The organism is Pseudonocardia sp. WMMC193 (assembly GCF_021728735.1).
Taxonomy (GTDB): domain Bacteria; phylum Actinomycetota; class Actinomycetes; order Mycobacteriales; family Pseudonocardiaceae; genus Pseudonocardia; species Pseudonocardia oroxyli.
The window spans coordinates 4,096,737-4,111,337 of sequence record NZ_JAKKDO010000003.1 but is presented as its reverse complement, the minus strand read 5'-3'; the positions used below and the strand labels follow the sequence as shown (position 1 = coordinate 4,111,337).

The 14,601-nt window shown below is 73.0% G+C and carries 13 protein-coding genes; 9 read left to right on the top strand and 4 right to left on the bottom strand.

Going from position 1 to position 14,601, the window contains the following annotated elements:
- Positions 1-2: 2 nt before the first annotated feature.
- Positions 3-485 (bottom strand): cation:proton antiporter regulatory subunit, encoded by a 483-nt coding sequence (locus L3X23_RS21270; protein ID WP_093084845.1) that lies wholly within the window; start codon positions 483-485, stop codon positions 3-5.
- 29 nt (positions 486-514) lie between these two features.
- Here L3X23_RS21270 and zwf point away from each other — a divergent pair, with 29 nt between their 5' ends.
- Positions 515-1,873 (top strand): glucose-6-phosphate dehydrogenase, encoded by a 1,359-nt coding sequence (zwf, locus tag L3X23_RS21265; RefSeq protein ID WP_237193946.1) that lies wholly within the window; start codon positions 515-517, stop codon positions 1,871-1,873.
- Positions 1,870-3,642, top strand: coding sequence for a glycoside hydrolase family 15 protein (locus L3X23_RS21260; RefSeq protein ID WP_237193944.1), 1,773 nt, complete (start codon positions 1,870-1,872; stop codon positions 3,640-3,642). The genes zwf and L3X23_RS21260 overlap by 4 nt, the downstream gene beginning before the upstream one ends.
- Before the next feature lie 30 nt (positions 3,643-3,672).
- On the opposite strand, the gene L3X23_RS21255 is transcribed toward L3X23_RS21260, so the two are convergent.
- Positions 3,673-4,233, bottom strand: a complete 561-nt coding sequence (locus L3X23_RS21255; protein WP_237193942.1) for a TetR/AcrR family transcriptional regulator — start codon at positions 4,231-4,233, stop codon at positions 3,673-3,675.
- Between the two features lie 90 nt (positions 4,234-4,323).
- Between L3X23_RS21255 and L3X23_RS21250 the strand changes: the two genes are divergently transcribed.
- Positions 4,324-5,064, top strand: a complete 741-nt coding sequence (locus L3X23_RS21250) for an SDR family oxidoreductase (protein WP_237193940.1) — start codon at positions 4,324-4,326, stop codon at positions 5,062-5,064.
- Positions 5,065-5,148: 84 nt separating this feature from the next.
- On the opposite strand, the gene L3X23_RS21245 is transcribed toward L3X23_RS21250, so the two are convergent.
- Entirely contained in the window at positions 5,149-5,751 is a 603-nt protein-coding gene (locus L3X23_RS21245) for a TetR/AcrR family transcriptional regulator (RefSeq protein WP_237193938.1), read from the bottom strand.
- 77 nt (positions 5,752-5,828) lie between these two features.
- Here L3X23_RS21245 and metG point away from each other — a divergent pair, with 77 nt between their 5' ends.
- From metG to L3X23_RS36255, 3 genes are all read left to right on the top strand, one after another.
- Entirely contained in the window at positions 5,829-7,619 is a 1,791-nt protein-coding gene (gene metG / locus L3X23_RS21240) for a methionine--tRNA ligase (protein ID WP_093084868.1), read from the top strand.
- A 79-nt stretch (positions 7,620-7,698) separates the two neighbouring features.
- Entirely contained in the window at positions 7,699-8,559 is an 861-nt protein-coding gene (locus L3X23_RS21235) for a TatD family hydrolase (RefSeq protein ID WP_237193936.1), read from the top strand.
- Between the two features lie 258 nt (positions 8,560-8,817).
- Complete coding sequence (locus tag L3X23_RS36255; protein ID WP_308116928.1) at positions 8,818-10,521, top strand: transglycosylase family protein; 1,704 nt, start codon at positions 8,818-8,820, stop codon at positions 10,519-10,521.
- 12 nt (positions 10,522-10,533) lie between these two features.
- Here L3X23_RS36255 and L3X23_RS21220 read toward each other — a convergent pair whose 3' ends face one another.
- Positions 10,534-11,184 carry an HAD-IA family hydrolase gene (locus tag L3X23_RS21220; protein ID WP_237193934.1) on the bottom strand — a complete coding sequence of 217 codons (651 nt, stop codon included), beginning with the start codon at positions 11,182-11,184 and terminating at the stop codon, positions 10,534-10,536.
- 71 nt (positions 11,185-11,255) lie between these two features.
- Between L3X23_RS21220 and rsmA the strand changes: the two genes are divergently transcribed.
- From rsmA to L3X23_RS21205, 3 genes are all read left to right on the top strand, one after another.
- Positions 11,256-12,110: a 16S rRNA (adenine(1518)-N(6)/adenine(1519)-N(6))-dimethyltransferase RsmA gene (gene rsmA, locus L3X23_RS21215; protein ID WP_374204884.1), complete on the top strand. Its 855-nt coding sequence runs from the start codon at positions 11,256-11,258 to the stop codon at positions 12,108-12,110.
- Between the two features lie 72 nt (positions 12,111-12,182).
- Complete coding sequence (locus L3X23_RS21210) at positions 12,183-13,646, top strand: DHA2 family efflux MFS transporter permease subunit (RefSeq protein WP_237193930.1); 1,464 nt, start codon at positions 12,183-12,185, stop codon at positions 13,644-13,646.
- A 9-nt stretch (positions 13,647-13,655) separates the two neighbouring features.
- The gene (locus L3X23_RS21205) at positions 13,656-14,600 is read left to right on the top strand and encodes a 4-(cytidine 5'-diphospho)-2-C-methyl-D-erythritol kinase (RefSeq protein ID WP_093085057.1); all 945 of its coding nucleotides are present in this window, start codon (positions 13,656-13,658) and stop codon (positions 14,598-14,600) included.
- Position 14,601: the final 1 nt, after the last annotated feature.

Genomic DNA, 14,601 nt, shown 5'->3' with positions numbered 1-14,601 from the left:
GGCTACCCGTTCGCGAGGATCTTGACGGCGTTGTCGAGCCCCTCGGACGTGCCGACGGTGACCAGCAGGTCCCCGGCGGTCAGGGTGAAGTCCGGCGTGGGAGAGGGGTGCGCCTGGCCCGCCCGCATCACCGCGACGACCGACACCCCCGTCCGGGTGCGCAGGGCCGTGTCGCCGAGCGTCCGACCGTCGAACGGGCTGTTCTCCCGCACCGGGATCTGCTTGGTGTGGATGCCCGGCAGGTCCTTGTGCTCCTCGTTGAGCTGCGCGACCAGCTGCGGCGCGCCGAGCAGGTTGGCCAGCGCGGCGGCCTCGTCCGCGGTCAGCGGCAGCTCGGCCAGGCAGGCGTCCGGGTCGTCGGACTTGGACAGGATGAGCTCGATCTGCCCGTCCCGGTGCGTCACGACACCGATCCGGCGACCGTTGCGCAGGGCGAAGTCCTTCCGGACCCCGATCCCCGGTAGCGGGGTGACCTCCACGTTCACGCCTCCCACAGTACGGGTACGTGGGCGGTATGACCGACCTCCCGCCCCAGGTGCTCGTGCTCTTCGGGGCCACCGGTGATCTCGCGAAGCGGAAGCTGTTCCCCGGCCTGTTCCGGCTGTGGCGCCACGACCTGCTGCCCGAGGTGCGGATCATCGGGTCCGGTCGGCACGAGCCCGAGCAGGAGCTGAGCGACCTGGTGCGGCAGGACGCGGAGGGTTGGGACGAGTTCGCGGAGCGGATCTCCTTCGTCGCGTCGAGCGCGGACGACGGGGCGGACCTGGCGCGGGCGGTCTCGGCGGCGGAGCGGGAGCTCGGCGAGGACGCACGACGGCTGATGTATCTGTCCGTGCCCCCGTCCGCCGCGATCGGGATGGTCCGGATGCTGGAGCGGGAGGGCCTGAACGAGCGGGCCCACCTGGTCCTGGAGAAGCCGTTCGGGACCGACCTGGCCTCGGCGAAGGAGCTCGACGAGGCGCTGCTGGACGTGTTCGCACCCGACCAGCTCTTCCGCATCGACCACTTCCTCGGCAAGGAGGCGGTGCAGAACATCCTGGTGCTGCGCTTCGCGAACGGGCTGTTCGAGCCGGTCTGGAACGCCGCGCACATCGCCTCCGTGCAGATCGACGTCCCGGAGGAGATCGGGATCGAGGGCCGGGCCGCCTTCATGGAGTCCACCGGGACCTTCCGCGACATGATCTCCACCCACCTGTTCCAGCTGCTCGGGTTCGTGGCGCTCGAACCGCCCACGGTCATCGACGAGCGCGGACTGCACGAGGAGAAGGCCAAGGTGTTCCGGGCGCTGCGCCCCCTGGACCCCGAGCGCGTGGTGTTCGGCCAGTACGAGGGCTACCGGGACGAGGAGGGGGTCGCGGACGACTCGGACGTCGAGACCTTCGTGGCTCTGGAGGCGCAGATCGACAACTGGCGCTGGCAGGGGGTGCCCTTCTTCCTGCGCACGGGCAAGGCGCTGGCCCAGACCCGGCGGACGATCACGATCGGTTTCCGGGAGCCGCCGCTCGGGGTGTTCGGGAGGACCGCCGACGGCGAGCCCAACGAGCTGGTCCTCGAGCTCACCGACGACGCCGAGATCTACGTCGACCTGCGCGCCAAGCGCCCCGGCCCCGAGCTGGAGATCGCGCACGCGCGCCTGACCCTCGACTTCGACCAGGCCTTCCCGGACGCCGAGCCCGTCGAGGCCTACGAGCGCCTGCTGCTGGACGCGATCAGGGGCGACCACACGCTGTTCACCTCCACCGAGGAGGTGGAGCGGCTCTGGGAGGTGTGCGAGCCGGTCCTGGCGTCGCCACCGCCCGTCCGGCCCTATCCGCAGGGCTCGTGGGGCCCCGCCGAGGACCTCCCCGGTCCGCGCGGCTGGCGGCTGGGATGACCCGACCGCCCCTGCGCATCGCCGAACACGGGATCATCGGCGACCTGCGCACGGCGGCCCTCGTGGGCACCGACGGCACCATCGACTGGTTCTGCGCGCCCCGCTTCGACTCGCCGTCGGTGTTCGGGTCGCTGCTCGGCGCGGACGCGGGCCACTGGACGCTGGCCCCCACCTGCGAGGTCGCCTCCCGCCAGCAGTTCTACTTCCCCGACTCCAACGTCCTGATCACCCGGTTCCTCACCGAGCACGGGATCGTCGAGGTCCAGGACCTGATGCCCGTGCTGCGCCCGCACGATCCCGACCATCGCCAGCGGATCGTGCGGCGGGTGCTGAACGTGCGCGGCAGCGTCGGGATGCGGGTGGAGGTGGCGCCGCGCCCCGACTACGGACGCACCGTGCCCGAGGCGTGCGCGGCCGACGGCGGTGTCCGGTTCGACGGGGTGGGTGCGCTCGGCTCCACCGTCGGGCTGACCTGCGGGGACGGCGTCGCCGCGGCGGACTTCACGGTGTCCGACGGCGAGTCGGTGGTCTTCGTGCTCGAACCGGGCGCGGACGCGCCGAGCGAAGACGATGGGCAGGAGCTCGTCGACGGCACCGTCGCGTTCTGGCGGGACTGGCTCGCCCACTCCACCTACACCGGGCGGTGGCGCGAGATGGTGCACCGCTCCGCGCTCACCCTGAAGCTGCTCACCCACGAACCGACGGGGGCGGTCGTGGCCGCCCCGACCACGTCGTTGCCCGAGCAGCTGGGCGGGGAACGCAACTGGGACTACCGCCACGTCTGGCTCCGGGACGCCGCCTTCTCGCTCTACGCCCTGCTGCGCCTGGGCTTCATGGACGAGGCGGGTGCGTTCATCCGCTGGCTGACCGACCGCTTCGAGGACCCGAAGGACGGCACCCGCGGCCCGCTGCGCGTCCTCTACTCGATCGACGGCGACTCCGACCTGGACGAGACCGAGCTCGACCACCTCGACGGCTACGGCGGCTCGCGCCCGGTGCGTGCGGGCAACGGCGCGGCCGACCAGCTGCAGCTCGACGTCTACGGCGAGATCATCGACTCGATCTACCTCTACGACAAGTACGGCAGCGGGATCTCCCACGAGGACTGGGCGAACCTGTGCGTGGTCGTCGACTGGCTCTCCGAGCACTGGGACCAGCCCGACGAGGGCGTCTGGGAGACCCGCGCCGGGCGCGCCGACCACGTCTACTCGCGGCTCATGTGCTGGGTCGCGATCGAACGCATGATCCGGATGGCGCGTCGCCGCGGGCTGCCCGGCGACATCGGGGCCTGGACGGCGACCCGGGACGCGATCTACCGGCAGATCATGGACCGCGGCTGGAACGGGAAGACCTTCGTGCAGCGGTACGGGGCCGCCACCCTCGACGCGTCCGTCCTGCTCATGCCCATGGTCAAGTTCACGGCGCCCACCGAGCCCCGGTTCCTCGCCACGCTCGCCGCGGTGGAGGAGAAGCTGGTGGTGGACACCCTGGTCTTCCGCTACGACGTCGAGGAGTCCCCCGACGGGCTCGACGGCTCCGAGGGCACCTTCTCCATCTGTTCGTTCTGGTATGTCGAGGCGCTGACCAGGGCCGGTCGTCTCGAGGACGCCCGGATCGCCCTGCAGAAGATGTTCACCTACGGCAACCATCTCGGGCTCTACGCCGAACAGATCGCCCTGACCGGCGACCACCGCGGCAACTTCCCGCAGGCCTTCACCCACCTGGCCCTGATCAGCAGCGCGATCAACCTGGACCGCGCGCTCGGCTGACTACGGCATCGTGGCTCCACAATGCACGGGTCAGGGCGTGCGGAGGCCGTCGACGATGATCGTGACGAGGGTGTGGGCGCGCGGCTCCCACTCCGCGTCGGGGAGGCGGGAGAGTGCCCCCAGCAGCAGGATGACGTCGGTGGCGTCGACCCCTGCACGCACCTCGCCCGCGGCCCGTCCCCGGTCGAGCAGCAGGTCGAGCGCCTCGTCCAGCCGGTGGTGCTGCTCCGAGTAGAGGTCCCGCCAGGCCGCGGCCTCGATCGCCGCCATCACGCCGCGTTTGACGCGGGCGTAGTCGATCAGGTGCTCGAGCCACCGGGTCAGCGCTTCGAGCGGGGAGTGCTCGGCGAGCAGGGGGGCGACGGCGTCGACGAGCCTGCTCATCTCCTGCTCGTACACCTCGGCCACGAGGTGTTCGCGGGTGGGGAAGTGCCGGTAGAGGGTGCCCTGTCCCACGCCCGCCGCCTTCGCCACCCGGTGCAGGCGCAACTCGGCCGCGCCGTCGTCGGTCCTGCTCAGCTCCTCGCGGGCGGCCTCGACGATCCGGCGTCGGTTCGCGACGGCGTCCGACCGACGCTCACGGCCTGTCATGGCGATCGCCTTCCGTCGCAGATAAGTGGACAACCGTCCGGTACTGTCGAGCTATCCGGACAGTTGTCAGCTTAGGTGGGGGAGGCCGGGATGAGTGGAGTCGACGGCAAGGTCGTCGTGATCACCGGGGCGAGCAGTGGGATCGGGGCGGCGACGGCGGCGGAGCTGGCGCGCCGCGGTGCCGCCGTGGTGCTGGGCGCCCGGCGGGTGGATCGGCTCGCGGCGACGGTGGCGCGGATCCGGGAGGCGGGCGGCCGCGCGGAGCTGCACGCGGTGGACGTCACCGCACGGGGGGACCTCGAGGCGCTGGTCGCGCTCGCCGTCGAGCGGTTCGGGCGGCTCGACGTCCTGGTGGGCAACGCCGGAGTGGCCAGGATCGCGCCGGTGGCGGACCTCGACGTCGCGGACTGGGACGCCATGATCGACGTCAACCTGCGCGGGGTCCTGCACGGCATCGCCGCCGCGCTGCCGGTGTTCCGCAGGCAGGGGTTCGGGCACCTGGTGACCGTGGTGTCGACGTCCGGGTTGAAGATCGTGCCGACCCAGGCCGTCTACGCGGGGACCAAGAACGCGGTGCGCACGGTGATGGAGGCGCTGCGCCAGGAGTCGACCGACGGCGTGCTGCGGACGACCTCGGTGTCCCCGGGGTACGTCCGCACCGAGCTCCTCGACCACATCGACGACCCCGCGCAGAGCTCGCAGGCCCAGGAGGCCATGGCGGCGCTCGGGATCGAACCCGAGGCCGTCGCCCGGGCGATCGCGTTCGCGATCGAGCAGCCCGAGGACGTCGAGATCGGGGACATCACCCTGCGGCCGACCCGGCAGGGCTGAGCGCGCCCGACCCCCGCATTGTGGCTCCACAATGCATGAATCACAGCGTCATAGAAGGCAGTGTGGTTCCACAATGCCGGGGGGTCAGCGGGCGGTGAGGCAGGCCTCGAACAGCAGCGTGCCGTGCCGCACCAGGGCCTCGCGGTCCACGTCGGTGCCCTCGTCCTGCCAGGCCAGGACCAGCTCGGCGAGCCCGCCCAGGCAGAAGTGGGCGGCGACGCGCAGCTCGTGCGGCTCGACCGGTACGCCCGCCCGGCTCAGCTCGCCCGCGATCAGGGTGGCGAAGCCGCGGTTCGCGGTGCGGCGCCGGGCCCGCAGCGTCGGGTGCCCGACGGCCTCGACCAGGACCACGCCCTGCCGCGGGTCCTCGGCGAGGCAGCCGGCCACGGCCTCGAGGCAGGCGCGGATCCGGGCGTGCAGCCGGGGGCCCGCGGCCTCCATCGCGGCCAGTACCACGGCGGCGCGCTCCTCGGTCCCCTCGTCGAAGATCTCGGCGAGCAGGTCGTCGGCCGTCGGGTACTCGGCCACGACGTCGTCGGGGCTCAGACCCGCGGCCGCACCGACCGCGGCCGGGGTCACGGCGGCCCAGCCCGCGTCCGCCCAGAGGGCCAGGCCCGCCTCCCGCAGGGCGGCCCGCCGGTGCTCGGACCCGTCCGACCCGGCCGTCCGCAGCTCAGCGGCGTCCATCGGCCCACCGTAGCGCCCGGCACACGGGCCGAGGGCCGAGATCCGCCCGGACGGGTCACGGGCATAACCTGGGCGGCATGAGTTCACCCGTGCTGACCGCCGTGGCGTGGCCGTACGCCAACGGTCCGCGGCACATCGGCCACGTCTCCGGCTTCGGTGTGCCCTCCGACGTCTTCTCGCGCTTCCGCCGGATGTCGGGCGACCGGGTCCTCATGGTCAGCGGCACGGACGAGCACGGCACCCCGATCCAGGTCCAGGCGGACGCCGAGGGGCTGACCCCGCGCCAGCTCGCGGACAAGTACAACGGCGTGATCACCCGCGATCTGCAGGGCCTCGGGCTGAGCTACGACCTGTTCACCCGGACCACGACGTCCAACCACTACGACGTCACGCAGCAGATGTTCCTGTCGCTGTACAAGAACGGCTACATCGTCCCGAAGACCCAGATGGGCGCGATCAGCCCGTCCACGGGGCGCACGCTGCCGGACCGCTACGTCGAGGGCACCTGCCCGATCTGCGGGTACGACGGCGCGCGCGGCGACCAGTGCGACAACTGCGGCAACCAGCTCGACCCCGCCGACCTGATCAACCCGCGTTCGCGGATCAACGGGGAGACCCCGAAGTTCGTCGAGACCGAGCACTTCTTCCTCGACCTCCCCGCGTTCTCGGAGTCGCTCGGCCGCTGGCTGTCCACGCGCACGGACTGGCGGCCCAACGTGCTCAAGTTCAGCGCCAACCTCATCGAGAACCTCAAGCCGCGGGCCATCACCCGGGACCTGGACTGGGGCGTCCCCGTCCCGCTCGACGGCTGGTCGGACAATCCGCTCAAGAAGATCTACGTCTGGTTCGACGCCGTCATCGGCTACCTGAGCGCCTCCATCGAGTGGGCGCGGCGCGGGCCGGACCCGGACGCCTGGCAGCAGTGGTGGACCGATCCCGCCGCCGAGGCCTTCTACTTCATGGGCAAGGACAACATCACGTTCCACTCGGTGATGTGGCCCGCGATCCTGCTGGGGCACAACGGCGCGGGCGACCACGGCGGCGAGCCCGGCGCCTACGGGACGCTGAACCTGCCCAGCGAGATCGTGTCGTCGGAGTACCTCACGATGAGCGGGTCGAAGTTCTCGACCTCGCGTGGCACGGTGATCTACGTCGGGGACTTCCTGCGCGAGTTCGGGCCGGACGCGCTGCGGTACTTCATCGCCGTCGCCGGGCCGGAGAACCAGGACACGGACTTCACCTGGGAGGAGTTCGTCCGCAGGCAGAACTTCGAGCTGGCGAACGAGTGGGGCAACCTCGTCAACCGATCGGTCTCCCTGGCGCACAAGAACGTCGGTGCCGTCCCGAAGCCGGTCGCCCCGCACGCGGACGACGCCACGCTGCTGGCCACGTCGAAGGCGGGTTTCGACGTCGTCGGGGACCTGCTGCGGCGCAACCGGTTCAAGCAGGCGATCGGCGAGGCCATGCGCGTGGTGAGCGCGGCCAACAAGTACCTGTCGGACCAGGAGCCGTGGAAGCGCAAGGACGACCCGGACCGCCGGGACACGATCCTGCACACCGCGCTGCAGGTGGTCTCGGACGCCAACACCCTGCTCACCCCCTTCCTCCCGCACGCCGCGCAGAAGGTGCACGAGGCGCTGGGCGGCGAGGGCGTGTGGGCGGCGCAGCCGGCGATCGAGGCGGTCGACGACCTGGGCGACGGCCCCGGCTACAACGTCCTGACCGGGGACTACGAGACCCAGCAGGCCGTCTGGGAGTCGCGGCCGATCGAGGTCGGCAAGCCCCTGCAGAAGCCGACCCCCCTGTTCCCCAAGCTCGACCCCGGCCTGGGCGAGGACGGTCCCTCCTGGGCCCCCATCCAGAAGTGACCCGCGCTACCGCGCCCGTGCGCGGTAAGTGGTGCTCTGGCACCACTTACCACTCACGAGCGCCGGAGGTGCGGGGCGGATGAGTCGACGGGAGACACCGGAGGCGCCCGAGCCGCTCGGGGCGCCCACCGTGGACGCGCACACCCATCTGGAGTCCTGCGGGGCCGACACCCCGGAGACCGTGGCCGCGGCGATGGACCGGGCCGAGGCCGTCGGCGTGATCGGGGCCGTCACCGTGGCCGACGACCTGCCCGCGGCACGCGCCGCCGTGGCGGCCGCCCACTGGGACCCGCGGGTGACGGCGGCCGTCGCGCTGCACCCGACCCGCACCGCCGCCGTCTCCGCGGACGAGTTCGCCGAGATCGAGCGGCTGGCCGCGGACCCGCGCGTGGTCGCTGTGGGCGAGACCGGGCTCGACTACTACTGGGACTACTCGCCGCCCGAGGCGCAGCAGGCCGCGTTCCGGTGGCACATCGACCTCGCGAAGCGGCTCGGCAAGCCGCTGATGATCCACGACCGGGACGCCCACGCGGACGTCCTGCGGATCCTGCGCGAGGAGGGGGCACCGGAGACGGTGATCTTCCACTGCTTCTCCGGGGACGCCGCGATGGCGCGCGAGTGCGCGGACGCAGGCTACGTCCTGTCGTTCGCCGGTACGGTCACGTTCCGTAACGCGAAGGACCTCCGCGAGGCCGCCGTCGTCCCGCCGGAGGACCTCCTCCTGGTCGAGACCGACGCCCCGTTCCTCACCCCGCATCCCCACCGCGGCAAGGGGAACGAGCCCTTCTGCCTGCCCTGGACGGTCCGCGGTCTCGCCGCGCTCCGCGACACCGACCCCGACACCCTGGCGGCGGTCACCCTGCGTAATGCTCGACGGGTGTACGGGGACCTGGTCCCCGGTGTGACGTCGCCGGACGGCACGGGATCGCGTTCGGCGTAGGAAGGGCACCGTTCGGCGCCGGCCGCCGTGTCGAGGTCGAAGAGGACGACGACACCCCGTTACGGTTCCGTGATCGCCCAGCCGGGATGGGTCGCTCCCCAAGCACCGGCGCGTCCGACCTCTGTCCAGGGCCGGCACGCGTCACCCCTGCCCGGTCCGACGAGCGTCTGGAAACCAGTGGTCGACGTCTCCGCTCGCGCGCACCGGCGCGCGGTCCGGGTCCGCCTGGGACTCGAGCAGCCCCCGTCGGGTCCTGCCGTGCCCGAGAGCGGGCCCTGGCTGGAGCGCGAGGACGAGGTGGAGGTCGCCGGCCCCGCTCCCGCGGGCTACGTGCCCGGCTCCTGGGCGGACGACCTGCCGTCGGACCCGTTCCCCCGGGTGGACGACCCGTTCACCGCGCCGGTCCCCGTCGTGCGGGACTGGTTCGTCGAGGACGCGCAGACGGGCGCGCTGCCGCTCGTCGAGCCCGGCACCGGCACGTGGGCCGCCCTCCCCGCGCCGCCCGAGCCACCGCCCGCCCGGCGGTTCGGCGCCTGGCCGGGTTCGGCGGAGGCGCCCCCCGCGGCGGTGCGCGAGACCGAACCCGAGACGGGTGCGTTCCCCGCGGTCGACGACGAGCCCGCCACCGGTGCGTTCCCCGCCGTCTCCGACGTCGTGACCGTGGACGAGCCGGCGACCGAGGAGTTCACCGCCGTCGCGCCGGAGGCGGCCGCAGCGCCCGTGGAGGACGACCGGGTCGAGGAGCCGGAGTCGGGCGCGGTCCGGACGCTCGACCGCCCCGCCCGTCCGAAGCCCGCGGCCGCGCCGCGCCCGTCCCGCGCCACCACGCGTACCGCCACCCGCCGCGCCACCGGCCGCACGGGCGCGAAGATCGCCGCGGTGGCGGCGCTGCTGATGCTCACCGTCGGCAGCGGCACCGCGCTGGCGATGGACAAGACGATCACCGTGACCGTCGACGGGCGGGACCGCACGGTCCACACGTTCGCCGGGGACGTCCAGGGCGTGCTCGCCGCCGCGGGCGTGGAGAGCGGCCCGCAGGACCGGGTGGAACCCGCGCTCACCACGGATCTCGAGAGTGGTGACCAGGTCATCGTCAACCGCGCCCGGATGCTCACCCTCACCGAGGGCGGCCAGACCCGCAGCGTCTGGACCACGGCGGCGTCGATCGACGAGGCGCTGAAGGGGCTGGGCGTGGACGTCAAGCCCATCCAGATGTCGCTCGCCCCGGACACGGCCATCCCGGTGGCCGGGCTGAACGTCCAGATCGAGGTGACCCGCTCCGTCACGCTGGTCGACGGGACCGGCGCCCCGCAGGAGATCTCGACGAACGCCGGGACCGTCGGCGGCCTGCTGGCGGAGAAGGGGATCACCCTCGGCCCGGACGACGTCGCCGTCCCCTCCGACGACACCGCGCTCACCGACGGCCTCCAGATCCACCTGGTGCGCAACGGCGAGGGTGAGGTCGTCGAGGTCCGCCGGATCGACCCGCCCGTCCAGGAGATCGAGGACCCCGACCTGCCGCGCGGCCAGAAGCAGGTCGTGGACCCCGGCAAGCCGGGCGAGCAGACGGCCGTGATGCGGGTCTACGTGCAGAACGGGCAGGAGGTGCGGCGCGAGCAGATCCGCGGCGGCGCCAGCACCCCGCCCGAGCCCCGCGTGGTCAAGGTCGGCACCAACGACGAGCAGCCGCCCGCCCCGGACATCGGCGACACCACGGTCTGGGACCGGCTCGCCAAGTGCGAGGCGGGCGGGAACTGGGCGATCAACAGCGGCAACGGCTACTACGGCGGCGTCCAGTTCGACGCCTCGACCTGGCGCGCCTACGGCGGCACCCAGTACGCCCCGCTGCCGCACCAGGCGACCCGGGAGCAGCAGATCGCCACCGCCGAGAAGGTGCGAGACGACCGCGGCGGCTACGGCGCCTGGCCTGCCTGCGCCCGCAAGCTCGGCCTGCCCCGCTAGCAACCCCGCAGTTCAGGGGAAGGTGAGGCCCAGTGCCGCGCCGAGGTCGCGCAGGGCCTGGTCCTCGCCCGTCACCTTGATCGCCCGCATGCCCAGCGCGGCCGCGGGCTTGCAGTTGATGCCCAGGTCGTCGAGGTAGACGCAGTCCTCGGGGCGCACCCCGAGCGTCGCGCAGGCCAGCTCGTAGATCGCCGGGTCCGGCTTGCGCAGCCCGACCTTGCTGCTCTCGATCACGCAGGCGAACCGGGCCATGATCGCGGCGATCTCGGCGGCGTGCTCGGCCGAGCGGGACATCTGCGCGCCGTGGCCCGCCGGGACGTTGTTGGTGATGCAGCCCAGCCGGTACCCGCGCTCCGCGAGCAGGTCCAGCGCCGCGACCATCCGCGGCCGGACGGCCCCCGAGAGCACCGCCAGCACCACGCTGCCCGGCAGGTCGTGGCCGAGCGCGCGGGCCTCGGCGGCGAACTCGACGTCGAACTCCTCCGCGGTGATCTCGGCGCGCTCGAACCGCGCCCAGGCGTTCGTGTCCGGGTCGGTGGAGTTGATGCGCCGCACCAGGTCCTTCGGCAGGCCGCGCTCGGCCTCGATCCGCGCGAAGGCCTCGAAGGGGGACGCGGTGATCACACCGCCGAAGTCGAACACCACGGCCGGGAGGTCGGTCATGATGCGACTGTATTAAGCCTGCGCCGGGAACTCCACCCCGCCGCGGCCGCCCCGCGGGGCGATCCCGGAGAATGACCGGCGTGACCGACCCCGCCACCTCCCGGCTGCTGGGCCCGGCCGAGGTGCGCGCGCTCGCCGAGCGGTTCGGGATCCGCCCGACCAAACGGCTGGGCCAGAACTTCGTCCACGACCCGAACACGGTGCGGCGCATCGTGAAGGCCGCGACCCTCACCCCGGAGGACGTGGTGGTGGAGGTCGGTCCCGGGCTCGGCTCGCTGACCCTGGCGCTGCTCCCCGCCGCGCGCCACGTGCACGCGGTAGAGATCGACCCGGCGCTGGCCGCCGCCCTGCCGGGCACGGTGGCCGAGTTCGCCGCGCCGCTGGCCGACCGGCTGACCGTGACCAACCTCGACGCCATGAAGGTCGAGCGCCTGGACCCCGCACCCACGGCCGTCGTCGCGAACCTGCCCTACAACGTCGGCGTCCCCGTCCTGCTCCACCTGCTCACGGCCCTGCCGAGCCTGGAGAAGGGCCTGGTCATGGTGCAGCAGGAGGTCGTCGACCGGCTGGCCGCCGGGCCGGGATCGAAGATCTACGGCGTCCCGAGCGTGAAGCTGGCCTGGTTCGCGGCGGCGCGCAAGGCCGGTCCGGTGCCGCGCGCGGTGTTCTGGCCGGTGCCGAACGTCGACTCCGGGCTGCTCGCCTTCACCCGTCGCGAGCCCCCGCCCGGGGACCGCGCGGCGGTGTTCGCGCTGGTCGACGCCGCGTTCGCGCAGCGCCGCAAGGCCCTGCGCCCGGCGCTGGCCGGCTGGGCGGGCAGTGCCGCCGCGGCCGAGCAGCGCCTGCGGGCGGCGGGCGTCGACCCCATGGCCCGGGCCGAGACCCTCGACGTCGAGGCGTTCGCGAGGATCGCCGCCCAGCCGTAGCCGTGTCCATCGGCGCGCGACTGTCGGGGGTGGCGCCTACGCTTGCGCCGCACCACGAACGCAGGGGGAGCCATGGCCGTCACCGAGAGCAGTCCGCAGGTCGCGGAGGAGCGCAGCCCGTGGCCCGCGCTGTGGGCGCTGGTGGTGGGCTTCTTCATGATCCTCGTGGACTCCACGATCGTCACGGTGGCCACGCCCGCGATCCAGGCCGAGCTCGGCGCGAGCGTCGACGGCGTGGTCTGGGTGACCAGCTCCTTCCTGCTGGCCTACGCCGTGCCGCTGCTCATCACCGGGCGGCTGGGGGACCGGTTCGGGCCCCGGCGCGTCTACCTGGTGGGCCTGGTCCTGTTCACCCTGGCCTCGCTGTGGTGCGGGCTCACCGGTTCGATCGCGTGGCTCGTCGTCGCGCGGGTGTTCCAGGGGCTCGGCGCCTCGATGATGACCCCGCAGACCATGGCGGTGATCACCCGCACCTTCCCGCCGGACCAGCGCGGCCGGGCGATGAGCCTCTGGGGCGCGGTGGCGGGCGTCGCCACGCTGGTCGGCCCGATCCTCGGCGGCGTCCTGGTCGACGGGCTCGGTTGGGAGTGGATCTTCTTCATCAACGTGCCGGTGGGTGCGGTCGCGGTCGTCCTCGCGCTGCGGCTGGTCCCGGAGCTGCCCACCAGCGTGCACCGCTTCGACCTGCTCGGCGTGGCACTGAGTGCGCTCGGGATGTTCCTGCTGGTGTTCGGGATCCAGGAGGGCCAGAGCAACGACTGGGCGCCCGGGATCTGGGGCATGATCCTGTCCGGGCTCGCCGTGCTGGCGGTGTTCGTGTGGTGGCAGTCCCGGAACCGGGGCGAGCCGCTGATGTCGTTGTCGCTGTTCCGGGACCGGAACTTCACGTTGGCCAACATCGCCATCACCACGGTCGGCTTCGCGGTGATCGCGATGACCTTCCCGCTCTTCTTCTACGCCCAGGGCGTGCTGGGGCTCTCGCCGACGCGCTCGGCCCTGCTGCTGATCCCCATGGCCGTGCTGTCCGGGGCGCTCGCGCCGTTCGTCGGGCGGCTCACCGACCGCGCGCACCCGCGCTGGATCGCCGGGTTCGGGATGCTCGCCTGGGCCGCGTCGCTGGGGTGGTTGGCGCTGGTCATGGAGCCGGGTGTCGCGATCTGGCACCTGCTGCTGCCGATCGGGCTGCTCGGCGTGGGCAACGCGTTCGTCTGGGGGCCGGTGGCCACCACGGCCAACCGCAACCTGCCGCTGCGGCAGGCGGGCGCGGGGGCCGGGGTGTACAACACCACCCGGCAGGTCGGCGCGGTGCTGGGCAGCGCGGGGATCGCGGTGTTCATGGAGTCCCGGATCGCGGCCCACCTCGGCGTCGGTGGCGCACCGCGGGGCGAGAGCGTCGCCGCGCTCCCGCCTGCCCTGCACGGCCCGTTCACCACGGCGATGGCGGAGGCGCTGCTGCTGCCCGCGGGGGTCCTGCTCGTCGGGCTCGTCGCTGTGCTCTCGTTCACCGTGAGCCTGCGCCCCGATCGCGGTCAGTAGGGTTGGGTGGTGTTCTCCGCCGTCCGCTCGCCGGTCACCGTCCGGGTGCCCGCGAAGGTCAACCTGCATCTCGCGGTCGGCGGCGTGCGCGCGGACGGCTTCCACGACCTGGTCACCGTGTTCCACGCGGTGAGCCTGTTCGACGAGGTGGCGGTCGCGCACAGCGACGAACCCGGCCTCGAGGTCCACGGCGAGGGCGTGTCCGAGGTCCCGGTGGACGACACCAACCTGGCCTGGCGCGCCGTCGACCTGCTCGCCAAGCACTCCGGCCGGGACCCCGCGGTGCGGGTGGTGCTGCGCAAGGGCATCCCGGTCGCGGGCGGCATGGCGGGCGGCAGCGCGGACGCGGCGGGCACCCTCGTCGCGCTGTCCGCGCTGTGGCGGCTCGACCTCTCCCGGGACGAGCTCAGCGAGATGGCCGCCCAGCTGGGCAGTGACGTCACGTTCGCGCTGCACGGCGGCACCGCGCTCGGCACCGGCCGGGGCGAGCGGATCGTCCCGGTGCTGTCCCGGCACCCGCTGCACTGGGTGATCGCGCTGGCCCGCCGCGGGCTCTCCACCCCGACCGTGTTCGGCGAGCTGGACCGGCTGCGCGGCGCGGCCGAACCGCCGGACCGCCCCGTCGAGCCGGTGCTGACCGCGCTCGCCCAGGGCGACCCGCGCGCCCTGGCGCTGTCGCTGGGCAACGACCTGCAGGCCGCCGCGGTGAGCCTGGCCCCGGACCTGCGCCGCACCCTGCGCGCCGGGGTGAACGCGGGCGCGCTGGCCGGGATCGTCTCCGGCAGCGGCCCCACCTGCGCCTTCCTGTGCCCGGACGCGGAGTCCGCCGTCGAGGTGGCCGCCGAGCTGGCGGGCGTCGGCGTGTGCCGCACCGTCCGCGTCGCCCACGGACCCGTCCCGGGGGCGCGGGTCGTGGACGACTCCCCCCAACAATGGCCCCCGGCGAGAGCGTGAG